The following is a 22416-nucleotide window of genomic DNA, read 5'->3' as shown; positions in this document are numbered from 1 at the left end:
AATAAAGGGGTTAATCTTGTTCTACGTGGAACAATGATTAACCTCTTTATGACTTATATCTGGCCTGGATTTAGCCCAGCGCGATTTGCTGCGCGGTGTTCAGTTCCGACAGCCCGGCAAGCTTGACCAGAACGTCTTTAGGAACGTCTTTATCGACCGTCAGAAGCATGATGGCTTCACCGCCGATGACTTTACGTCCAACCTGCATGGAGGCGATATTGACATCGTTCTCGCCGAGCAGGGTTCCGACACGACCAATAATGCCCGGTTTGTCGTTATGGGAGATCAGAATCAGATGACCTTCCGGAGAGATATCGACCGGGAATTTATCCAGACGGACAATCCGTTCGCCGTAACCCAGCAGGAGTGTACCTGCGACAATTCGCTCCAAACCGTTTTGCGTTTTAAGCGTAACGGTAACGAGGTTGGTGAAGTCTTTGGTTTTTGGTGTCTGGGACACAACGACGTGAAGATCACGGCTTTTTGCCAAATGCATGGAGTTTACGATATTCACTTCGCTTCCGAGATGGCGTTCCAGCACACCCTTCACGATGTATCGGGTAAGGGCCTGCGTATCGACTTCAGCCAGCTCGCCTGCATAGTCAACGTGAATCTCCTTCACCGCGTGTGCGGTGATCTGAGCCGCTACACTACCCAATTTCTCGCCGAGCGAGAAGTAAGGCTGCAGCTTGTTCATTACGCTGGCCGCTACAAGCGGGAAGTTGACCGCATTTTTAAACGGCTCGTTGCGCAGGATATGAAGCACTTGTTCCGACACGTCAATCGCAACGTTCTCCTGAGCTTCAACGGTAGATGCACCCAAATGCGGGGTCACGATAACCTTTGGATGGTTCAGGAATGGATGATCGCTTTCAGGTGGCTCATGTTCGAATACGTCAAATGCGGCTCCGGCAACGATGCCTTCATCGATCGCTTCCACAAGGGCGCGTTCGTCGATGATGCCGCCGCGGGCGCAGTTCACGATCCGCATGCCGCGCTTCATCACTTCGAATTGCGGTCTTGCGATCATATGGCGGGTTTCCGGCGTAAGCGGAGTATGGACGGTAATGAAGTCTGCGCTGCGGATAATGTTATCCACCGAGGAGAGTGTCACGCCCAGTTTGTCCGCACGCTCTTCCGTCAGGAACGGATCGAAAGCAAGAATGTTCATGCCGAAAGCCTTGGCGCGTTTAGCCACCTCGCTGCCGATTCGGCCCATTCCCATGACTCCCAGCGTTTTGTTACGAAGCTCAACGCCGAGGAAGGATTTGCGGTCCCAGGATCCGCCCACCGTTTTGGCATAGGCCTGAGGGATGTGACGGGCGAGGGCAATCATCATGGCAAACGTATGCTCTGCTGTTGTAATGGTGTTACCGTCTGGCGCATTGATAACAACGATCCCGCGCTTCGTAGCAGCCTCAAGATCAATGTTGTCAACGCCAACGCCAGCACGGCCGACAACCTTGAGATTGGTTCCTGCATTCATAATGCGTTCTGTCACACGTGTCTGACTCCGTACGAGGAGTCCGTCGTATTCACCGATAATGGCAGTGAGCTCATCCTCGTTGAGCCCGGTTTTTTTGTCTACCTGCACATCGGCGGCATCCATTAACTGCTGGATCCCCAAATCACTGATCGGATCCGATACCAATACTTTAAACATGGTTTCTCTTCCTCCTTAAAATCCTCTATAAAATGCGGTACTGCAATATTGAATAAGGATTACGCGGGGCGTATTCCGTTATACACCAAAGATTCCAATAAAGCTGCAAGAGGTCTATACAGGTTTGACGCGGTGTCGTGGCAAAGAGACAGGAACATAAAAAAACTCCCAATCCGCATACTACCTCTGTAGTAAGGGACGAGAGTTATTCGTGGTGCCACCCTTATTCGCTGCCATGTTGCGGCAGCCTCAAGCGGTCTGTTCAGACCATGATTGGTAACGGATATCATCCGATTTGCGCCTACTCCAAGTTTCAGCGAAATATCTCAGGAACGCTCAAGAATACTTTTACGCCACCGATTTACACCAACCATCGGCTCTCTGAGGACGTTACAGCATCTCTTTTCCATCATCGGTTTTCACAGATTAATTTTTTCATAATGTATCATGGCTCTAACATTGTGTCAATAGGTGTTTATTTCGCTCATAGGCCTTAAAGTAGGGGAAGAAACAAGGGATAGCCTTGAATGTCATGCCGTTAATTTGCTATGATGCATATGCCCGCCTATGATTCAATGATTCTGAAATTACTATGGTTGTATTCGATGATAATCTTAAAAATCAAGATGAAAGACAGGCCCATCTTCTATGAAAAAATTTAAAATACGCGTAAAAAGAATCGAAGCCCACCAATTAAACGATCGGCTGCTGCTTATTAATCTGTATCTTACCCAAGCATTGACACTTATTGCAGGGTTGATCTGGATCCTGTTTCAGCAGAGGAATCCGTTTGGGCTCTTTGTCATTCCGAAGGATATCGAGTTCGTTTATTGGGGGCTCGGACTTGCTGCCGCCATGCTGGTAGTGGATTTTGTTTTATCCCGGTTTGTATCAGAGGATAGTATGGACGATGGCGGAATCAATGAAATGCTCTTCCGAAAAAGGCCGGTTTGGCATATTTTTGTTATAGCTTTGGTTGTATCCATCTGCGAGGAGTTATTGTTTCGAGGAGCTATCCAGCATGCGTTCGGACCGTACTGGACAAGTATTTTGTTCGCGCTTATTCATGTCAGATATTTAAAGCATTGGCTTCCAACCGGGTGGGTTTTCCTAAGCAGTTACGGTCTGGGCTACGTCTATATTCAAACGGGTACCATTTGGGCACCAATCCTGTGCCATTTTCTGATTGATTTCATATCAGGAATGTTGATTCGGTTTCGGAGGAAAGAGGAACATGAACGAACTTAGTAGAATGCAGCGACATCAGAGCCGAAATAAAAGCCGCAAAAACAAGTCAACGGCTCAATCAGAAAAAAGAACGGCAGCGAAGCCGCAACAAGCGGATGAAACGCGGAGTCGATCTAAATCGCCACCCCGAGCAAGCTCCGTGGAGCAAAAGCCCCAGAGCAGCACAACAGCGGACGGCTTGAGCCGTTCGAGATCGACCCGGTCACGTCAGCGTCAAACAGAGGAAGAAGCGTCTGCTCCTAAACGCACGAATACATATTCCTCGTACCGCGTAAGAATGAGCAAATGGTTTGTGAACTCATTGATCGTCATTTTCATATTGTTAATGGTAGGTCTTCTGTGGTGGGGACTTATCGGAGCACCTCCATTAAAGGAATTGTTAAAGGAGTTATTATGAGTGTGTTGATGTGGATAGCAGGTGCTGCGGCACTCGGTGCAGGCGCTATCGGCTGGATGAGGGCTGAGGCCAGGGGCTATCGGGTGCGTGAGGAAGAAGTCGTATCCGAACGTATCCCTCACTCGTTTGACGGGTTTCGGATATTGTTCATCACCGATATACATCGCAGACAATTGTCAGAAGAGAAGCTATTATCCAATCTTTCATCGGTGGATTGCGTACTGCTTGGCGGAGATATCACGGAAAGAGGAGTGCCCCTTCAGCGGTTGAGGCATAACATGTCGGTGCTGGTCCGTATCGCACCCGTCTATGCCGTCCTGGGGAATCATGATCTCAATGCAGGTAAGGACGCTGTCCGTAAAGCGTTGCGGGAGAGCGGCGTTATGCTGCTGAATGACAAGACCGTTACGTTACAACGGAGTAACGAGTTAATTGTTCTCAGCGGTGTAAGGCAGCCAGCCAGCCGGAAACACCCTTACACAAGATTTCGGGGGAATGCAGCCGAAGACCAGTATCACATCATTCTGGTGCATGATCCGATATGGATCAAGGACAAGGATGTGGTGCATGGGGATCTGGTGCTTGCAGGACATACCCATGGGGGACAGATCGTGCTGCCGTTGGCCGGAGCCGTTCGTCTGACGCGCTTCTACAAGAAGTTTAAATCCGGATGGTATGCACTGCCGAGAAAGACGGGCGAAACCGAACATTCTTCCAGGATGCTGATCAGCCGGGGATTCGGTACTTCCCATATCCCGCTGCGCTTGCAATGTCCCGCAGAATACCATGTGATTACATTACGCAAAAAACCTTAATTCGACCGTCAGATGGTGACGGCAGAATTAAGGTTTTTGTGTTTTCCCGGATTATCTTATTTTAGGTTCGATTTGTCGCGGATCCACGAAGCCATATCCTTTGGCTTCAAGCTTGGTAAGTAAGGTATCGAGGGCCTCTACGGTCCACGGAAGCTCGTGCATCAGAATGTTGCTGCCGGGGTGAAGCTGCTCGAGCACATTGCTGACTACGGCTTCGGGCTTGTTTTTGCTTTTGCTTTCCCAATCCAGCGAACCGTTGGACCAGGTCATGAACAGCAGGTCATGACTAAGGGCAACTTCCTTGACGATATCTCCGCCTGAGCCGAACGGAGGACGGAAAAACTTCGGTTCCGATCCGGTCGCTTCCTTGACGATTTGCTGCACATCGCCGATCTGTTTCTTTACCGTCTGTTTATTTTCTTTTTTCAGGTCGATATGGTCCCAGGAATGATTCCCAATGATTTGACCGCGGTCATGGATCAGCTTCAGCAGTTCAGGATGTTCCTTTGCGCGGTATCCATTCACGAAGAAAATCGCTTTGGCGTTATGTTTGTCGAGCGTATCGATCATTTGGCTGATCATTTTTTCTTCCTTGGGACCGTCGTCAAATGTGAGCAGCACCACTTTTTCGGGTACGGTATCATCATTGGGGACGATGCGATACACCTTATTCATGTGATACTTCGGTTCAGTCGGCGCCTCGGCATCGGGACTCTTGACAGCTTCATCCGATGGGTCCGCGGGAGTATCTACTTCAGGCTCGGCTTCAGGCTTGTCCCTGTCGGTTGACTTGTCGGTACCTACTTTCGGAGCGGACGCCTGTCCAGAGGTTTCATTTTGCTGCGTTGCTCTGTCATTACCGACTTCCGTGGCCGTGCCTTGCTTCTGATCAACTCCGTTGTTGCCGCAAGCGCTGAGCATAAGGCAGCAAGCCAGCAGAAGTACTGTTCGTGTTCTAACCATGATTCCATCTCACTTTCCTGTATTTATGTAGCATGAGTTCCTGGCGGTGCGAGAACAATAATCTCGAGTTTATCATAGAAGGAGGTATCATTTGTGAAGACTTCGTCATTTCTATATGGTGTCATTATCGGCGCCGTTGCATGCCGGATGATTTCCCGTAATAACAGCAGGTTCTTCTCCTCAATGATGAAAGATGCGAATCTTGGTCGATTCGCGGATACCGCGATGAGTAAAATTCAGGGCACGAAGAGCCAGCAGTATTCCGGCTCGAGCCAAGAAAGCGTGTCTCCCAGTTCAGGCCGACATGATTCCACTCATTCCAATGGAACTGCAGGGGTACAGACATCGACTCATTCGAAGGCTGCCAACCTGAAGCAAGTCAAGGATTTTATCCGAAACAACCCTGATGTCAAGAACGAAGTCGAACAGATTTTGAAAGAAACCCACACCGTCATACCGGGTTTGTAAACGGCATGAACCATTTTGAATCATTCTCGGGGACCGGCCACACGAATCCCTGTGAATGATTCTTTTTTCTTCAGTTACATATTTACGTGCATTTGTGGGTATTAAATGATAAAATCAATTATATAAAACCATTTTTATCACGTCATAATCCAGACATCATAATTTGTTATAAACTTTTGTTTACGTAAGGAGGATCCTGTCATGAAAATAGAGCGTTTGAGTCAAGATAAGATACGGATTTTCCTCACGTTTGACGATCTGAGTGAGCGTGGGATCCAGAAGGAAGAGATGTGGCAGGAAATACCGAAAGTTTATGACCTGTTTACGGAGATGATGGATCAGGCATACAGTGAGCTCGGATTTGATGCCACCGGACCTCTTGCCGTTGAGGTGTTTGCACTGCCTGCCCAGGGCATGGTGGTTATTGTGACGAGAGGGAAATACGATCATCATTTCGGCGGCTTGTCCGAAGAAGATATGCCGGACGAGATTTATGAAATGGAAGTAACGCTGGATCAAAGTGATACTATCGTCTATGTTTTTCAGGATTTTGAAGTGCTCATTGAAGCATCGCATATGTTGAAGGACCTTGTAGGCGGAGCGGGTAAGCTCTATCACTATATGGATAAATGGTTTTTGTACTTCGATCCTGAGGAATTGGATAGCGAGAAGCTGCCGGCGGTTATTGCAATGCTGGCTGAATTCGGTGAATCCTCTTCAGTAACGGAGGCTATGCTGGATGAATACGGTAAGAAAGTAATGCCTCAGCACGCGATTGAGGTTATCTGTACACACTTCCAGCGTCAGCAATAATTAAGGTGGGCGTGCGTGCCGGACTTCAGGCCCGCAACTAACGGAAGGGGAATTTTAGTGCTGGTGTTCTCGGTAATTGCGTCAGCTTTGGCGCCGGGAATCGCATTGCTCACGTATTTTTACCTGAAAGATAGGTATGATCAAGAGCCCCTGCACATGGTGATCAAGGTGTTCATGTTAGGGGTTCTGATCGTTTTCCCGGTTATGATTTTGCAGCGGGGAATGATACTATGGCTTGGCGACAATCCGGTAGTCAACTCATTGCTCGTTTCGGCGGGTGTTGAGGAATTTCTGAAATGGTTCGTAATGTATCATATTATTTTTAACCATACGGAATTTGACGAGCCTTATGACGGCATCCTTTATGCAGTGGCGATATCGCTTGGATTTGCTACGGTAGAGAATTTGCTTTACGCTTGGTACAGCCAGGCAGCCTTTGGACCGATGTTCCTGCGGGCACTGCTGCCCGTATCGGGACACGCGATGTTTGGCGTCATCATGGGATACTACATGGGACATGCGAGATTCACGGAAGGAAAACGAAGAAGGTTCTTCCTCGTTCTATCCTTGTTCCTGCCTTGGATGTGGCATGGTTTGTACGACCTGATTCTGAGTCTGCTGACCCACACATGGGTATGGTTCATCGTACCGCTTATGGTGCTGCTATGGTATGGCGGCATGGGCAAAATCTCTAGAGCTAACAACCGTTCTCCTTTCCGATTCATTAAGCGGGAGGAAGAGGTTAACACTTAACAAATCAGGGCACACTTCATTCTATAGACCTCGGCTGACAGCCAGGGAATCATAGAAAGGGAGGTGTCTTTTTTTGCGTGTAAAAGTGAAAATTCTTTGCAAAGATTGCGGTGAACGTTTTGTGCTGCGGGGAAAAAAGGAACAGGGCCGGATCGAAACCGGATTTAAGCAGTGTCTGTGCAACAACCGCGATCACTTCGAGATTGAGGAAGATTTCTGAGGGATGAAGGAATTATACAGAAATGCATAAGACTTCTTTCTTCTAGTCAAACTAACGGCAGTGAGTAGAAGAAAGGAGACTATCGCATCATGTACAAACGATTAAGCGCTATCCTGTTTCCTGTGGCCACAATTTTATTGATCGGGGCTTTGGTGTGGGGTTATCAAGAGAATAAAGAGAAAAACGCCATATTGATTAATGCCGAGAACCAATACCAACGGGCATTCCATGACTTGTCGTACAATATGGACAGGATTCATGCCGAGCTCGGCAATACGCTCGCGGTGAGCTCTACCTCCCAAGGGATGCATCGCAAGGGCTTGATGAATGTATGGCGCCTAACCAGCGAGGCTCAAAATGAGATCAGCCAGCTGCCGCTTACGCTCCTTCCCTTCAACAAGACCGAAGAGTTCCTTTCCCGAATTTCTAATTTTGCTTACAAAACAGGTGTGCGTGATTTAACGAAGGAGCCGCTCAGTGAGAATGAGGTCAAAACGTTGAAATCCTTGTACGCCAACTCCGGCGAAATCACGAAGGATTTGCAGCATGTGCAAAACAAGGTTATCACAAACAGTTTGCGCTGGATGGATGTAGAGACGGCACTGGCTACCAATAAAGTCGAAGATAATTCCATTATTGACGGCTTCAAAACGGTGGATAAGAAGGTGGAGTCCTACCCTGAGCTTGACTGGGGACCATCGGTAAGCAGCATCTATAACCGCCGCTCCGTGAAGCAATTGGCAGGCATGCCGATATCGGAAGAGGATGTGAAACGCAAAGCGCTGAAGTTCTCGGATGTAGGCAATGATGCCAAAGTGCAAGTGACGAAGAACGGAAACGGCACCGAGTGGGTATCGTATACAGCAAAGGTACAGCATCCGAATGGTCATATGCTCAGCATGGACTTTACCGAAAAAGGCGGCCAGCTGATCTCCTATACGGATGAGCGGAATGTGGGTGCCAAGCAAGCGTCCGTTCAAACTGCAATCGACAAAGCCCAGCAATTTCTGACGAAAAAAGGCTATTCCGACATGACGGTGGTTTCGGCGGACCAATATGACAACCTGGCTAACTTTTCCTTTGTTCGTGAAGAGGATGGCGTGCTGATTTATCCTGAGAAAATCACGGTTCGTTCGGCTATGGACAATGGGGATGTCATTGGATTCCAGGCCAGCGACTTTGTATACGAGCATCAGATCAAGCGAGAAATCCCGCAGCCGAAACTTAGTCTTGCCGAAGCGGAGAAGGTCTTGAATCCTGAGTATAAAGTGCTCTATCACCGTAAAGCCTTAATCAAAAACGACCGCTCCGAGGATACTCTGTGTTATGAATTCGGCGGGCGGATTAATGGAGCCCAGTATCGGATTTACATTAACTCGGATACCGGTCTTGAGGAAACGGTCGAGGTCGTGAAGGATGCACAGTCAGGAATTAAATAAGTAAAGCACTGTATGATGCAAGCCGGGTTCAGGAGATTTCCTGAACCGGCTTTTTTTGTTTGGATGAAGTAACTAAAAGCAAGGTGGAGAGTCCCGAGTTCCCGAGGATGGACATGAATCGACCTTGATTTGAAGATTTTGTCCTATGGGCCGTGGGATCCCGTGATATAATGGAACATAATGATTATGATGAATTAGTGGGTGAGCGCATTGTATCCAAAGATTAACGATGTCCTCTATATCCAGTTGGATACGGGGGATGAGAAGGAAGCTAATATTGTTTATAAATCCCGCATTTCCGACATGGATGACGAATCGATGTATATGGAGGTTCCGCTGCAGGAAGGGACGGGCAAGCTGAAAAAGCTGTATATCGGGGACGAGCTGTCCGCATTTTTTTTAACGGAAGGCGGAGTCAAGAATTTCTTCAATTCCCACGTCCTTAGCCACCATGAGGATATTATCCGTCTGGTTCGCATCAAGAAGCCGGAGCAGGATCAAATTACGAAGGTGCAGAGAAGAAGCTTCCTACGGGTGCAAGCCGAGCTCGAGGTAGCCGTTATGACCAAAGACGGCGGCCAGTTTTTAGCCAAAACCGACGATGTTGGCGGCGGTGGCGTATCCTTTCATCTGCAGCCGGATCAAACGTTTGCGGAAGGGAGTATATTGTCTTGCTGGATCCTCATCCCGTTTAAGAACGGATCCGTGGAGCATGTCCCGTTTGAAGGCGAGGTTGTAAGGGTGAAGGAGCTCCCAACCAACCGAAGCATCGTTATGCTGAAGTTTAATCAGATTGCAGATATGGAACGCCAGAAGCTGATTCGTTATTGTTTTGAGAGACAATTTGATTTTCGCAACCGTTAATGCATAAAAGGGACAAGCCGGTGGCACACTATCCGAAAATTTTGTGCGGGAGGAACTGTCAGCCATGTCAGAAGTCGTAAACGATCACGACCAACTGCTCGAAAAAACAGGACTGGAAGTTAAGGAATCCGAGCAGGGACAAGCCCTGCATGACCGCTACGGGCACATGCTGCTTAAGCTGCTAATCGGACTAGTGCTTGCTTTGGTGATCACCCAGCTCCTATTGCATTATGAGCCTAGCCGGCCCTATATCTCGCCAATTCAGCAGATGGAGGGTGTTCCCGTTAACGAGCCAAATGTAAACGATTGGATGGGGGAAAACACCCCTTCTCTTTTGCATCACTCTAGCTAGTGTGGTATAATTTTCACGTCGCAGGCGGGCGCCTGCTTTTTTCTTGAAATATAAGATTACGCCTTAGTTTCATCTGCGCTGTCTTATATATTTTCACTAGAGAAACGGTGATCCCGTCCGCAACGGATGGTAAGCCCTTTCGATTTCGAGGTAGATGTTTGAGGAGGAATGCCCCGTTGGTTAACATCTACGTGGATACCGGAGCCATGTACAGGGCAGTCACCTGGTTCATGCTGAACCAAGGGATTTCTCCAGAAAATCCCGAAAAAGTGCTTCAACATGCACAAAATATGGTGATTGAATTAAAACCGCATGAAAATGGTCAAATGGTCTGGCTGAACGGGGAAGACGTCACGCCGTATATTCGTTCACATCAGGTTAGTGCAGTGGTATCCCAATATGCACGAATCGAGGGTTTGCGGATAAAGCTTGTCCGTTTACAGCAGCAAATGGCGGAAGATAAGGGCGTTGTCATGGATGGACGTGACATCGGCACAACCGTTTTGCCGGATGCTGAGGTGAAGATTTTCATGACGGCCAGTGTCAAGGAACGAGCTCTCCGCCGCTTCAATGAGTTGAGTGATGAAGGCATATCGCTGGAACAACTGGAAAGAGATATCGCAGAACGTGACAGGCTTGACCAGGAACGTGAAGTGTCGCCCCTCCGATGCGCAGAGGATGCCATCATACTGGATACGACACATATGGATATCAATCAGGTTGTGGAGGCAATTCTTTCATATTGCGAAACTTAAGTGGGATGGGGAGAAATGGGCATGATTTATGTTTTTTGCAGAGCGGTGGTCCGCGGTTTGTTCGCTATTCTCTACAGATTTGAATCTGTCGGCGTACATAACATTCCTTCAGAAGGCGGCGTGCTAATCTGTAGCAATCATATTAGCATTCGAGATCCGATATCTGTGGGCATTCACGTCAAGCGCCAGGTTAAGTTCATGGCCAAAGCGGAACTGTTCAACATTCCGGTGTTCGGATGGCTGGTTCGTCAGCTTGGAGCATTTCCGGTCAAGCGCGGGGGAGTAAGCAAAGATTCGATCAAAACCGCCCTCACGATTCTGCGTACGGGCGAGATCATGGGTATCTTTCCTGAGGGTACGCGCAATTCCGATTCAACTGCGGCCAAACGGGGTGCAGCTAGTTTCGCTCTCCGCAGCGGGGCGACGGTCATACCGGCTGCGATCATTGGAGATTACAAGCTTTTTCGCAAAGTGAAAATCATCTATGGTGCCCCTGTGGATCTATCACGGTTTGAAGGTGACAAGTCACCGGAAGCGCTGGATGCAGCAACCGAGTTGATCATGGCCAAGATTCACGAAATGCGCGCAAGCGGCAAGCCAACCGTGAACTGATTTATTTCGTTCCATGCATAAAAAGCATGGGGAGATTGGAAAGATACTACAGCAATTATGTTTTGAACTTCGCGAATGCGAGTTTAAATAAATGGGGTTTGAATTGAGGAGGTTATTTGACATGTCGGAAGAAACAAGAAATGAAGAGGCTGTAGAAAACCAAGAGCAGCTGGACCAAATCGTATCCTTGAAAAAAGGGGACACCGTGAAAGGGACGATCGTCAAACTGGAGGACAACCAAGCTTATGTAAGCATTGGATATAAATATGACGGCGTAATTCCTGTTCGCGAACTGTCTTCTGTGCAGCTTGATAACGCATCTGATGCGGTTCAGGTTGGCCAAGAGGTAGAGTGCAAAGTCGTTAGCATTAACGACGACAAGGAAAGCCTCGTTCTTTCCAAGCGCGCGATCGACACTGAGAATTCGTGGGAAGAGCTTGAGAAGCATTTTGCGGATCAGGACGTATTCGAAGTAACGGTGGCTGACGTTGTTAAAGGCGGACTCGTAGCCGATGTGGGTGCACGCGGATTTATTCCTGCATCCATGGTAGAGCGTCATTTCGTTGAAGATTTCAGCGACTACAAAGGCCGCACGCTTCGCGTGAAAGTGAAGGAACTGGACCGCGAGAACAACAAAGTGATCCTTTCCCAGAAGGATGTTCTTGAAGAAGAGTTCGAAGCCAACAAACAAAAAGTGATGTCCGAACTTCAAGATGGCCAAGTGCTGGAAGGTACAGTACAACGCCTTACGCAATTCGGAGCATTTGTTGATGTTGGCGGGGTAGACGGTTTGGTTCACGTATCCGAGATCGCTTGGAGCCACGTCGACAAGCCTGCCGATGTACTGTCCGAAGGCGATCAAGTGCGTGTGAAGGTACTGAAAGTAGATCCTGAAAAAGGCAAAATCAGCCTCAGTATCAAAGCAGCCGCTCCAGGTCCTTGGGAAACAGCCGGCGAGCAATTCAACACGGGCGACATTGTAACAGGCGTTGTTAAACGTTTGGTTACTTTCGGTGCTTTCGTTGAACTGGCACCAGGTGTTGAAGGTTTGGTTCATATCTCCCAAATCTCCCACAAGCATATCGGTACACCGCAAGAAGTATTGAAAGAAGGCCAAGAAGTTCAGGTTAAAGTGCTTGATATCAACACTTCTGAGCAGCGTATCAGCCTGAGCATCAAAGAAACGGAAGAAGCGCCTGCTCAAGCTCCACGCGCTGAAAAACCGTCCAAAGGTCCTAAAATCGACCTGAAAGACAACCCGAACGTTTCTTTGAACAATCAAGGCATGAGCGTTACGCTTGGAGAGCGTTTCGGCGATAAGCTGAGCAAATTCAAGTAAGCCCGGGAACAGTTTTGTTCGGTCTATTGACCTATCATAACGAAGTCGGCGAACCCAGAAATCTGGGTTCGCCATTTGTTTTTTTAGGGGACGAACGTTTACGGATGTTGTAACATGGGGTAGAGCATAATAGAAATAAAGATGAAAGGTTAGCCAATTGTAACGTTTTTTGCTATGATGATAATCGTAAGAATTGACAGGAGGAGTGACTATGGCAAGACCCGTAGTGGCTATCGTTGGACGGCCTAACGTCGGTAAATCCACCATATTTAACCGATTGATTGGCGACAGATTAGCCATCGTTGAAGATAAACCGGGTATTACCCGTGACCGGATTTACGGTAGTGCCGAATGGAATGGTAAAGCGTTCAGCGTCATTGATACCGGCGGTATCGAAATCGACGGCGATGACATGATATTGAAATCCATCCGCATGCAGGCCGAGCTTGCAATTGAAGAAGCGGACGTCATCGTATTTATGTGCGATGCCAAGACAGGGGTTACCCAATCGGACGAGGAAGTTGCACAGATTCTGTTCCGTTCAGGTAAACCTGTCATACTAAGCGTAAACAAAGTGGATAATTTGAAGCGTGTTGATGATATCTATGAGTTCTATTCCCTCGGATTTGGCGATCCTGTCGGAATATCGGGCAGTCACGGCACAGGGATCGGCGACCTGCTGGACGTTGTGGTCGAGAATCTGCCGGAACTCGAAGACGATGGATATGACGAGGATGTTATTCGAGTTGCCCTGATTGGCAGACCGAATGTGGGCAAGTCCTCTCTGGTCAATGCCATTTTGGGAGAAGAGCGCGTCATTGTCAGTGACGTAGCCGGTACCACTCGCGATGCTATTGACACGCCGTTCGAGAAGGATGGGCAGCGGTATGTGCTCATCGATACGGCTGGTATGCGCAAACGCGGGAAAGTTTATGAGACCACGGAGAAATACAGTGTCATGCGCGCCATGCGTGCCATCGAGCGTGCGGATGTCGTTCTCGTCCTCATCAACGGGGAAGAAGGCATCATCGAGCAGGACAAGCATATTGCCGGTTATGCCTATGAGGCCGGTAAAGCCTCTTTGTTCGTTGTGAACAAATGGGATATGGTCGAGAAGGATGACAAAACGATGCAGCAGTTCGAGAAAAAGATCCGCGATCATTTCTTGTTCATGACCTATGCGCCGGTTGTTTTCCTGTCGGCCAAAACGAAGCAGCGTTTGCAGAAGCTGCTCCCTGTCGTTAAGCATGTGGCTGATCAGCATTCGCTGCGCGTGCAGACGCATCTCCTTAACGATGTCATATCCGATGCGATTGCCATCAATCCACCTCCAACGGATAAGGGAAGAAGATTGCGTATTAACTATTCGACACAGGTTGCAGTCAAGCCGCCGACCATGGTCGTATTCGTCAACGATCCGGAATTGATGCACTTCTCATACGAGCGTTACCTTGAGAACAAGATTCGGGCCGCGTTTGACTTTGAAGGTACACCCATCAGGATATTTACTCGAAGAAAGTCTGATGAGAGTTAGGGGAGAATAGCTTGATTTTGGAGATCGTAGCGATAGTAGTGAGTTATTTACTCGGATCAGTAAGCTTCAGCGTACTGCTTGCCAAAATCCTGAAAGGGATTGACATTCGTCAGCATGGCAGCGGCAACGCCGGGGCAACCAATACCCTTCGCGTCCTGGGAAAGGGACCTGCCATACTGGTATTGGCTTTGGATGTAATTAAGGGCATCGCTGCGGTTTGGATCGGACGATGGCTCGGGGGAGACAATGCGTGGCTGCCGGGATTGTGCGGTATTGCGGCCATTATCGGTCATAACTGGCCTCTATACTTCCGCTTTCGAGGCGGCAAAGGGATTGCAACAGCCATTGGGGTGCTTGCTACGCTTTGCTTTATACCAGCGTTTATAGCAGGCATTATCGCAATTCTATCCATTGTTTTTACCCGTTATGTATCTTTGGGTTCCCTTATATTTGTAGTGCTTACCCCTGTTTTTCTATTGATCGCGGATTATTCGTGGCCGATCTTTTGGACGAGCTTGATCATATGCATATTCGCCTTCTGGCGGCATCGCTCGAACATCGTGAAGCTTGTGCAGGGGCGTGAAAACAAGCTGGGTTCCGGAAAAGGAAAGGACAAAGGAGGGAAGCGCGTTGTCTGACAAAGTCGCTGTTCTGGTGGCAGGCAGTTGGGGAACCGCTTTGGCAAGTGTTCTCGCTTCAAATGATCTGGATGTGGTCGTCTGGACAAGAACGGAGGAACAGACTCGTGAAATCAACGAGTCGCATACCAACACCCGTTATTTACCCGGAGTGGAGCTACCACCGAATATTCGCGCTACAACCGATATGAAAGAGGCAGTCTCTTCGGCTGCAGCCGTAGTTATTGTTGCGCCTTCGTCCGCGATGCGGGAGGTGACGGGCCAGCTGAAGCAGTACTGGACCGAAGACATGCTGGTGATTCACGCAACCAAAGGATTTGAGATCGAATCCTTGAAGCGGATGTCCACGGTCATATCCGAGGAGCTTGGCTGCGAGGAAGGCCGCGTAGTGGTATTATCAGGACCAAGCCATGCGGAGGAAGTGGTCAGACGCTGCCCGACAACGGTTGTTGTGGCGTCTTTGGATGCCGAGGCGGCAGTAGCCGCTCAGGATTTGTTCATGAACACGTATTTCAGAGTGTACACGAACCGGGATATGATCGGTGTAGAGCTGGCCGGGGCTTTGAAGAATATCATAGCTTTAGGGGCCGGGATGTCCGACGGACTCGGTTTTGGTGACAACGCCAAGGCAGCGCTTATTACGAGAGGTTTGGCAGAAATTTTGCGAATCGGCATGGAAATGGGCGCGAATCCGCTGACGTTTGCCGGGCTTGCGGGAATCGGTGACCTCGTGGTTACCGCCACCAGCCAGCACAGCCGAAACTGGCGAGCTGGTTCGATGCTCGGTCAGGGGAAGAAGTTAGATGAGGTTCTGGGCTCCATGGGTATGGTTGTAGAAGGAATACGCACGACCCAAGCCGCACATGCCATTTCCGAGAAATACGGCGTACAGATGCCGATTGCCGACCAACTGTACCATGTGTTGTTTAAAGACCGGAATCCCCGGATCGCCGTAGAAGCCTTGATGGGCCGGGATCCCAAAACAGAGATGGAAATGATGCCGCTTGAAACTTGGGAGCAATGGCACACCTAGCTTATTCACCATTCCGATGATTGACTCATATATTGATGTGAGGATGTCGGAGGAGGGGTGGAAATGAGCAAAAGCTTTCACAAGGATGTACTCAATGCGATTAACAAGAAAAGCGGCAAGAAAATTTCTTCAGGGGCTGTCAATAAGCTGGCTAGCACGGTTAAGCCGTCTACAATGCAAAATGAAGCCCAGCTCCGCCAGCTGATCAAGCAGGTATCTTCGATGGCGAACATACCTGTTAGTGAGGACACGATCCAGGAGATTGTCGGCGCGGTGAAGAAGAGTGGCATGAATCCGAGCAATATGGAAGCCTTGATGAAAATGATGATGAACAAATAAGATAGGATGATGATGTTGAACAAAAGACGCTCCGGATTGGATAGCGGCTTTTGTTCTTTTTTTCGACATACCTGAGGTGAGGCGCTATCATTTTCGTGATATAATAGGTTGAAATTGATGAGAGATTGGAGAGTTTCGTGACATGGATCCGATGCAAAAGATGTGGCTGTCCCTAGTCGCGTTATTGATTATGGCACTGTCCGTCATAGTAGTTACGCTTGCGCGAAGCAAGACCAAGGGGTTTCTGCGCGGCGCGCTGTCATTCGTGGCCTTTATGATGATGATTTTCGGTTTTATTATTGGATTGGCCTCCATCATATAACGTAGGAAGCCAATCCGGNCCGCCATTCACAAGCTGAATCAGGTACCTATGGCTTGGCTGCTCGGTGGAAGCTGCAGCTTGCTCCTTCAGGATGTAACTTTGGACAAACCGCCGAGAGATATCGATATATATACCGATACAGGGGGCGTACAGCCTTTGCATGAGTCGCTGGCTTCTATGGCCGTGGATGCTCCCCGCTTGGACCAAGAAGGGATATATTCTTCGATTCTGAGCCACTATGAAATAGAGAAAGTCCCGATTGAACTGGTCGGCGGATTTGAAGTGAAATCAAACGGATCCTCCTACTGTGTTGAGATCGATCAATTGCTGTATCCTGCAGCACCAGAGAGTCAAATACAGAGCGCCACGGTACGGCTGATGCCGTTATCCCATGAACTGGTGTTTAATGTGCTTCGGGACAGGCCGGATCGATACGACGCCATTGCGGAAGTGATTCTGCGGGACATGGACCATCATATGCCGCTTCTTCAGCAGTTATTAAGCCGGAACCAGCTGCATGGGGAACATCGAATGGTTTTGAAACGATTAACCGGACTTTAACCGGAGTACTGAGTAAAAGCAGCCAAGGAATATGGCAGAAGGTGTACATAAGATAAGGAGCGCGTTTATCGTTGGACTACGAGGTAATATTTCAACCGGATCAGAAAAAGGTCAAGGTTCGTCCGCACACAAACGTTCTGGATGCCTCGCGTCGGGCCGGTGTACGTATTCCTACCCGCTGCGGAGGCAAGGCCGGTTGTTTGATGTGCAAGATCATCGTTCCGAGCGAGGAACGCGATCATTGCTCCGCACCGGAGCCCAATGAAATCAGGAAGCTGGGGACATCGATGATTGAACACGGCTACCGGCTATCCTGCYAGACGAGGATCACGAATCATATCAAGGTAATGATTCCCGAGGATCCGCTCAAAGCTGCGATACGCAAACAGCTGGAAGCGGCGAGAAATCGGGAGTCCGATGACTTTATTTAAAGCGCGAGTTCAAAAAGATCGGTTTTCAGCACCGAGCCTTATGCTTCCGATGAGCGTTTTTTCAAAACGCTTCAGTTGAGTGAAGCTAGGGACGTCAGGAGCGGAGCGTACGTTGTTTGTACGTGAGCACCTGAAATGTTTCCGCAGGAAACATACTTCGAAAGCATCTGCGTAGGCCCGGCTGAATTCAAGATTCGATGCCGAGTGGCTTCTTGATTCACTTCGTGTTAGATATAGGATTTATAAGTTATCAACGGAGTTGATGAAATTCTATATCGCAAGAAAACCTACTTCTGAATCGCGGTCGCTCTGCCTTGAATTTGCCTCGATTGGTTTTCTAATCAAAATCCGACTTTTTGAACAACCTCTTATAGCGAAGGATGATGTTAGTTGAGTATGAACACTTGGATGACCCAAGCGGCATGCCGTTCGAAGCGGATGTCTGCCGTCTTAGTCCTGGTGCTGTTTCCGATGTTGCTGACAGGCTGTCTATATCCTGACGAGAAATTGCAGGAGAACAAGGTTTCATATAGGGAAAGTGTCAAGCGGATACAATCGGCCGTAGATGATTTTTATAAAGAACAGGGCATTTTGCCGATGATTACGGCAGGTCCGGAAATTCCACGGTATGAGAAATACCGGGTCGACCTTGATCAGCTGAAGAACCGGGGATACATTGACCAAATCCCGGATACGGCATTTGAGAAGGGCGGCAGTGGATATTTTCTCATTATTAATGAGGAAACGGAGCCAACCGTGAAGGTTATGGACTTGAACACGGCCCAGAAGGTGAATGACGTTCAGAGAGCGGTTAATTTGTACAAAATGGCGCATGACAACGCGCTTCCCGCAGGGGAAGCCCTCTACCCGGGCTATACCGCGGTGGACCTGTCCAAGACCGAAGCCAAATCCGTTAGATTAATGAGTGTATACTCAGGTCAGGAGATGACCTTTATGATGGATGAAGAGGGAACGGTGTACGCCGATTATGCCTTTGATATTATGCAGGCGATCCAGAAGAACGGTTCCGATCCGCAAGAAGGAGAGGATTTGCGGGTGTTTCTGGAGAAGGAATCCTATTATGTCCCGGTAAAATCCGTACCTTATACATGGAAGGATGGGCAGCCCGTTGCTCAGCCGCTATCCTAAACCTATACCCGCCGTTATCGGCGGGTATTTTTGTTGACCCTGCATGGTTACCGATATATGCCTGAAGAACGAGCACACGAAAGCATAGAGGCGGTTTGCATTTTTTCCTTGAGAACCTTCTTCGATAGATATTTTTGAAAATGGTTGAATCTCTTTGGAATATCTATTAAAGTGCGCGCATATTCATAATCTGAAAGAGTAGTGCGGGCAAGAGCCGGTTGCCCACATCATGAGGCATACGAAAACGTCTGAAGGCGCGCAGCATGAAGACAAACCCGCGCCCCAGCGGTAGTTTTTCTTTACGGTATTCGATTGCGGTGTCTAGTTGGTATAGGCCTATTCGATATCTTAAAAAAAACTGGACGGACTTTAAGGGGCAACCGTCATATTTTTGAACCCGGTACATATGATGTTACTAGTCCAAATGCATGTACGAGTTACGCCGCTTTGCCGTTTCCATCAAAACTCATGGAATACCGGCGGCGGGATGCTGGCGACATTGTAAAGGCTGCTCATCTGTTGCAATGGCTTTGGCTATGAGTGGAACACGAAGCGGATGCTCTTAAAGCATTTTTCCTTCGGAGTAATTTGAGGAGGGGATCTCTTTTGGAAAAAGTGGACATTTTTAAGGACATTGCCGAACGGACCGGAGGGGACATTTACTTAGGTGTTGTCGGTGCCGTCCGTACGGGAAAATCAACCTTCATCAAGCGGTTTATGGAGACGGTTGTTCTCCCGAACATTACGAACGAGGCGGATCGAGTAAGAGCTGTCGATGAGCTGCCTCAAAGTGCTGCTGGGAAAACAATCATGACAACCGAGCCGAAATTCGTGCCGAACAACGCGGTACAGATCAAAGTTACGGAAGGTCTTGAGGTCAACGTCAGACTGGTGGATTGTGTAGGCTACGCCGTTGAAGGTGCTAAGGGCTATGAAGATGAGAATGGTCCGAGAATGATCTCGACGCCATGGTTCGAAGAGCCGATTCCGTTTCAGGAGGCGGCAGAAATCGGAACCCGCAAAGTCATTCAGGAACACTCCACGCTTGGCGTCGTTGTCACCACAGACGGAAGCATTGCGGAAATTCCGCGCAGCTCTTATGTTGAGGCTGAGGAGCGCGTCATCGAGGAACTGAAGGAAGTCGGCAAGCCATTCGTGGTGGTCATTAACTCGACGCGTCCACGCAGCGAAGAAGCGCTTCAGCTGCGCAATGAGCTGGCAGAGAAATACGACATTCCGGTGATGACACTGAGTGCAGCCACGATGACCGAAGATGATGTAACCGGCGTTCTTCGTGAAGTATTATATGAGTTCCCAGTGCATGAAGTGAACGTTAATCTTCCTAGCTGGGTTATGGTGCTTAACGAGAACCACTGGCTGCGCAGCAACTATGAGAACTCGGTCAGAGATACCGTGAAAGATATCCGCCGTCTGCGTGACGTGGATCGGGTGGTCAGCCAGTTCATGGAGTATGACTTCATCAACCATGCCGGCCTTAGCGGCATGAATATGGGTCAGGGCGTTGCCGAGATTGATCTCTTTGCACCTGACGAACTGTATGACCGGATCTTGATGGAGGTTGTGGGTGTCGAGATTCGCGGTAAAGATCATTTGCTGCAGCTGATGCAGGAGTTCTCCCATGCCAAACGGGAATACGACCGCTTCGCTGAAGCGCTTGAAATGGTTAAAACGACAGGTTACGGTATTGCTGCTCCTTCCCTGGCTGAGATGGCGCTGGATGAGCCTGAGCTTATCCGTCAAGGCACTCGCTTCGGGGTAAGATTGAAAGCGACCGCGCCTTCCATCCATATGATTAGAGTCGACGTGGAATCCGAGTTCTCGCCGATTATCGGCACAGAGAAGCAGAGCGAAGAGCTTGTGCGCTATCTGATGCAGGATTTCGAGAACGATCCGATCAAAATTTGGGAATCCGACATCTTCGGACGCTCGCTGCACTCGATCGTTCGTGAAGGAATTCAAGGCAAAATCGCGATGATGCCTGACAATGCAAGATATAAATTGCAAGAAACTTTGGGTCGCATCATCAACGAAGGTTCCGGCGGTTTGATCGCGATTATTCTTTAAGTGAGTGCAGGTAAGGTGTTGAATACGCAGTCGCTAACGGGTCTAAAGTCCCGATTAGCGGCTGTTTTTCGTGTTTTCTTTGGTCTGGCAAAGCAAAACGCTTGAAATTATGAGATGGCTGTATTACTATAAATTTGTTCCGCGTCATGCATTCTAAACGCGAGATAGGGGTAAAATACCCGATTGCACGTATAATTTGCGGTAAAACGGAAACAGTGAATAGCAAGTGGAGCACATTCCTTGTTAGGGAGGTGAAAGAATGAATAAATCGGATCTGATTACACAAGTAGCTGAATCTACTGAGCTTTCCAAGAAGGATGCAACTAAAGCGGTTGATGCCGTTTTCGATGCAATCTCCGAAGCATTGCAAAGTGGAGATAAGGTACAGCTGGTCGGCTTTGGCAACTTCGAGGTTCGCGAGCGTTCCGCACGCAAAGGCCGCAACCCGCAAACAGGTGAAGAAATCGAAATCCCTGCGAGCAAAATTCCTGCATTTAAACCTGGTAAAGCGCTCAAAGACGGAATCAAATAAAGATTTCTACATATTACCTAAGAGCACAGGTCGTGAATTCGTTCACGGCCTTTTCTTTTAGCTTACGGTGAGGAGGTCTGAAAAATGGAAAACGTTCAAAACGGGGATTATTTTATCGTCAAAGCGCTGGACCATGGCGTGCAGGTGATCGGCCTTACCCGCGGTCAGGACACCCGGTTTCATCATACCGAGAAGCTGGACAAAGGCGAGGTCATTATCGCACAGTTCACGGATCATACGTCTGCGGTGAAAATACGCGGCAAAGCAGAGGTCATGACCAAGCACGGGAAAATTGAATCCGGCATCTGAATAGGATTAATATCTATGGCTAAGCCCCACCAAATTGGTGGGGCTTTTTTATGTTTGATGTTTCTATGGATGAATTGTGTGTTAACGAATTGTTAAAGGTATCCTTGTTGGATACGAGAACGTTGTATATACTAGCGGAAATGAATAAAAATACGAAAGGATGTTTGAAGAAATCATGGCTAAACAATACAGAGACGGACAGTATATCGTGGTCCCTGAAAATCCGGTATCCATGTTTTTGTTCAGCAGTACGCGCTCGGCGTGGATATGGCTGCTTGTGAGGCTGTATCTCGGATACGCCTGGTTAACGTCGGGATTGAAAAAGCTGACGGCTGAAGCCTGGACGGGAAGCGAAGCCGGAGCGGCCATTCAGGGATTTGTCGGGGGAGCGCTGGCTAAGGCGGAAGAGGGGAAGGACGTCACGGGATGGTATGCTTCTTTTCTCGAAGGATTTGTGCTCCCTAACGCCAAGCTGTTTTCGTATATGGTGGCCTTCGGTGAGGTATTGGTCGGACTCGGGCTGATATTGGGTCTGCTGACGGGGATTGCCGCGTTTTTCGGCGGATTAATGAATGCCAGCTTTTTATTCGCGGGCACGGTAAGCTCCAATCCATTATTGTTTATCCTGGCTACCTGGCTCGTAATGGCCTGGAAAGTGGCGGGCTGGTATGGTCTGGACCGCTGGGCGCTGCCGCTGCTGGGTACGCCTTGGAGCCGCAGGCGGAAGGATCAGAACATCCCGGAATAAATGTGATCTTGCTCCAAAAGTAACATTCGTCACA

Annotated in this window: 27 protein-coding genes and 1 other annotated feature; of the genes, 25 read left to right on the top strand and 2 right to left on the bottom strand. The window is 48.7% G+C overall.

Going from position 1 to position 22416, the window contains the following annotated elements; translation table 11 throughout:
* Window positions 1-70: 70 nt before the first annotated feature.
* Complete coding sequence (gene serA / locus ACPV3A_RS05635; protein WP_071223911.1) at window positions 71-1663, bottom strand: phosphoglycerate dehydrogenase; 1593 nt, start codon at window positions 1661-1663, stop codon at window positions 71-73.
* 191 nt (window positions 1664-1854) lie between these two features.
* Window positions 1855-2085, bottom strand: a binding site (T-box leader).
* A gap of 226 nt (window positions 2086-2311) precedes the next feature.
* Here serA and ACPV3A_RS05630 point away from each other — a divergent pair.
* The 3 genes from ACPV3A_RS05630 to ACPV3A_RS05620 are packed head-to-tail and all read left to right on the top strand — an operon-like array spanning window position 2312 to window position 4123.
* Complete coding sequence (locus ACPV3A_RS05630) at window positions 2312-2911, top strand: CPBP family intramembrane glutamic endopeptidase (protein ID WP_071223912.1); 600 nt, start codon at window positions 2312-2314, stop codon at window positions 2909-2911.
* The gene (locus tag ACPV3A_RS05625) at window positions 2898-3308 is read left to right on the top strand and encodes a hypothetical protein (protein ID WP_220685891.1); all 411 of its coding nucleotides are present in this window, start codon (window positions 2898-2900) and stop codon (window positions 3306-3308) included. Before ACPV3A_RS05630 ends, ACPV3A_RS05625 begins: the two co-directional genes overlap by 14 nt.
* On the top strand, window positions 3305-4123 hold the full coding sequence (locus ACPV3A_RS05620; RefSeq protein WP_220685890.1) for a metallophosphoesterase: 819 nt from the start codon (window positions 3305-3307) through the stop codon (window positions 4121-4123). Before ACPV3A_RS05625 ends, ACPV3A_RS05620 begins: the two co-directional genes overlap by 4 nt.
* 51 nt (window positions 4124-4174) lie before the next feature.
* Here ACPV3A_RS05620 and ACPV3A_RS05615 read toward each other — a convergent pair whose 3' ends face one another.
* A complete protein-coding gene (locus ACPV3A_RS05615) occupies window positions 4175-5086 on the bottom strand; it encodes a polysaccharide deacetylase family protein (RefSeq protein WP_220685889.1) in 912 nt (303 codons plus the stop codon).
* 93 nt (window positions 5087-5179) lie between these two features.
* Between ACPV3A_RS05615 and ACPV3A_RS05610 the strand changes: the two genes are divergently transcribed.
* The 22 genes from ACPV3A_RS05610 (at window position 5180) to ACPV3A_RS05505 (ending at window position 22382) form a co-directional block, all read left to right on the top strand.
* Window positions 5180-5554 carry a hypothetical protein gene (locus tag ACPV3A_RS05610; RefSeq protein ID WP_194541920.1) on the top strand — a complete coding sequence of 125 codons (375 nt, stop codon included), beginning with the start codon at window positions 5180-5182 and terminating at the stop codon, window positions 5552-5554.
* A gap of 201 nt (window positions 5555-5755) precedes the next feature.
* On the top strand, window positions 5756-6367 hold the full coding sequence (locus ACPV3A_RS05605; RefSeq protein ID WP_194541921.1) for a genetic competence negative regulator: 612 nt from the start codon (window positions 5756-5758) through the stop codon (window positions 6365-6367).
* 57 nt (window positions 6368-6424) lie between these two features.
* A complete protein-coding gene (gene prsW, locus ACPV3A_RS05600; protein ID WP_194545126.1) occupies window positions 6425-7120 on the top strand; it encodes a glutamic-type intramembrane protease PrsW in 696 nt (231 codons plus the stop codon).
* A 73-nt stretch (window positions 7121-7193) separates the two neighbouring features.
* Window positions 7194-7340, top strand: coding sequence for a hypothetical protein (locus ACPV3A_RS05595; RefSeq protein WP_181469710.1), 147 nt, complete (start codon window positions 7194-7196; stop codon window positions 7338-7340).
* An 89-nt stretch (window positions 7341-7429) separates the two neighbouring features.
* The gene (gene ypeB, locus ACPV3A_RS05590) at window positions 7430-8779 is read left to right on the top strand and encodes a germination protein YpeB (protein ID WP_220685888.1); all 1350 of its coding nucleotides are present in this window, start codon (window positions 7430-7432) and stop codon (window positions 8777-8779) included.
* Between the two features lie 201 nt (window positions 8780-8980).
* Window positions 8981-9643, top strand: a complete 663-nt coding sequence (locus ACPV3A_RS05585) for a flagellar brake protein (protein ID WP_233354810.1) — start codon at window positions 8981-8983, stop codon at window positions 9641-9643.
* 64 nt (window positions 9644-9707) lie between these two features.
* Complete coding sequence (locus tag ACPV3A_RS05580) at window positions 9708-9995, top strand: DUF5359 family protein (protein ID WP_194541923.1); 288 nt, start codon at window positions 9708-9710, stop codon at window positions 9993-9995.
* A gap of 176 nt (window positions 9996-10171) precedes the next feature.
* The gene (cmk, locus tag ACPV3A_RS05575; protein WP_426198417.1) at window positions 10172-10750 is read left to right on the top strand and encodes a (d)CMP kinase; all 579 of its coding nucleotides are present in this window, start codon (window positions 10172-10174) and stop codon (window positions 10748-10750) included.
* Window positions 10751-10771: 21 nt separating this feature from the next.
* Window positions 10772-11362 carry a lysophospholipid acyltransferase family protein gene (locus ACPV3A_RS05570; protein ID WP_127594155.1) on the top strand — a complete coding sequence of 197 codons (591 nt, stop codon included), beginning with the start codon at window positions 10772-10774 and terminating at the stop codon, window positions 11360-11362.
* A gap of 121 nt (window positions 11363-11483) precedes the next feature.
* Window positions 11484-12701, top strand: coding sequence for a 30S ribosomal protein S1 (gene rpsA / locus ACPV3A_RS05565; RefSeq protein ID WP_071223924.1), 1218 nt, complete (start codon window positions 11484-11486; stop codon window positions 12699-12701).
* A gap of 211 nt (window positions 12702-12912) precedes the next feature.
* Window positions 12913-14235 carry a ribosome biogenesis GTPase Der gene (der, locus tag ACPV3A_RS05560; protein WP_071223925.1) on the top strand — a complete coding sequence of 441 codons (1323 nt, stop codon included), beginning with the start codon at window positions 12913-12915 and terminating at the stop codon, window positions 14233-14235.
* An 11-nt stretch (window positions 14236-14246) separates the two neighbouring features.
* The gene (gene plsY, locus ACPV3A_RS05555) at window positions 14247-14873 is read left to right on the top strand and encodes a glycerol-3-phosphate 1-O-acyltransferase PlsY (protein ID WP_071223926.1); all 627 of its coding nucleotides are present in this window, start codon (window positions 14247-14249) and stop codon (window positions 14871-14873) included.
* The gene (locus ACPV3A_RS05550) at window positions 14866-15906 is read left to right on the top strand and encodes an NAD(P)H-dependent glycerol-3-phosphate dehydrogenase (RefSeq protein ID WP_194541924.1); all 1041 of its coding nucleotides are present in this window, start codon (window positions 14866-14868) and stop codon (window positions 15904-15906) included. Before plsY ends, ACPV3A_RS05550 begins: the two co-directional genes overlap by 8 nt.
* Window positions 15907-15969: 63 nt before the next feature.
* Window positions 15970-16245, top strand: a complete 276-nt coding sequence (locus ACPV3A_RS05545; RefSeq protein ID WP_006209456.1) for a stage VI sporulation protein F — start codon at window positions 15970-15972, stop codon at window positions 16243-16245.
* A 142-nt stretch (window positions 16246-16387) separates the two neighbouring features.
* Window positions 16388-16567 (top strand): DUF2768 family protein, encoded by a 180-nt coding sequence (locus ACPV3A_RS05540; protein WP_071223929.1) that lies wholly within the window; start codon window positions 16388-16390, stop codon window positions 16565-16567.
* Window positions 16568-16666: 99 nt separating this feature from the next.
* Window positions 16667-17128: a hypothetical protein gene (locus ACPV3A_RS05535; protein WP_426198416.1), complete on the top strand. Its 462-nt coding sequence runs from the start codon at window positions 16667-16669 to the stop codon at window positions 17126-17128.
* Between the two features lie 71 nt (window positions 17129-17199).
* Window positions 17200-17559, top strand: a complete 360-nt coding sequence (locus ACPV3A_RS05530; protein WP_426198415.1) for a 2Fe-2S iron-sulfur cluster-binding protein — start codon at window positions 17200-17202, stop codon at window positions 17557-17559.
* A 396-nt stretch (window positions 17560-17955) separates the two neighbouring features.
* Complete coding sequence (locus ACPV3A_RS05525) at window positions 17956-18708, top strand: hypothetical protein (protein WP_339224407.1); 753 nt, start codon at window positions 17956-17958, stop codon at window positions 18706-18708.
* Between the two features lie 606 nt (window positions 18709-19314).
* Window positions 19315-20793, top strand: coding sequence for a stage IV sporulation protein A (spoIVA, locus tag ACPV3A_RS05520; protein WP_071223935.1), 1479 nt, complete (start codon window positions 19315-19317; stop codon window positions 20791-20793).
* Between the two features lie 259 nt (window positions 20794-21052).
* Window positions 21053-21325: an HU family DNA-binding protein gene (locus ACPV3A_RS05515; protein ID WP_006209463.1), complete on the top strand. Its 273-nt coding sequence runs from the start codon at window positions 21053-21055 to the stop codon at window positions 21323-21325.
* Window positions 21326-21409: 84 nt separating this feature from the next.
* The gene (gene mtrB / locus ACPV3A_RS05510) at window positions 21410-21634 is read left to right on the top strand and encodes a trp RNA-binding attenuation protein MtrB (protein WP_071223937.1); all 225 of its coding nucleotides are present in this window, start codon (window positions 21410-21412) and stop codon (window positions 21632-21634) included.
* A 175-nt stretch (window positions 21635-21809) separates the two neighbouring features.
* The gene (locus ACPV3A_RS05505; RefSeq protein ID WP_194541927.1) at window positions 21810-22382 is read left to right on the top strand and encodes a DoxX family membrane protein; all 573 of its coding nucleotides are present in this window, start codon (window positions 21810-21812) and stop codon (window positions 22380-22382) included.
* The last annotated feature ends 34 nt before the right edge of the window (window positions 22383-22416 follow it).

Origin of the sequence: Paenibacillus sp. Dod16, from assembly GCF_049893405.1 — a bacterium.
Classification (GTDB): Bacteria; Bacillota; Bacilli; order Paenibacillales; family Paenibacillaceae; genus Paenibacillus_AQ.
The sequence above is the reverse complement of the archived record's forward strand: the minus strand, read 5'-3'. Positions and strand labels throughout refer to the sequence as shown.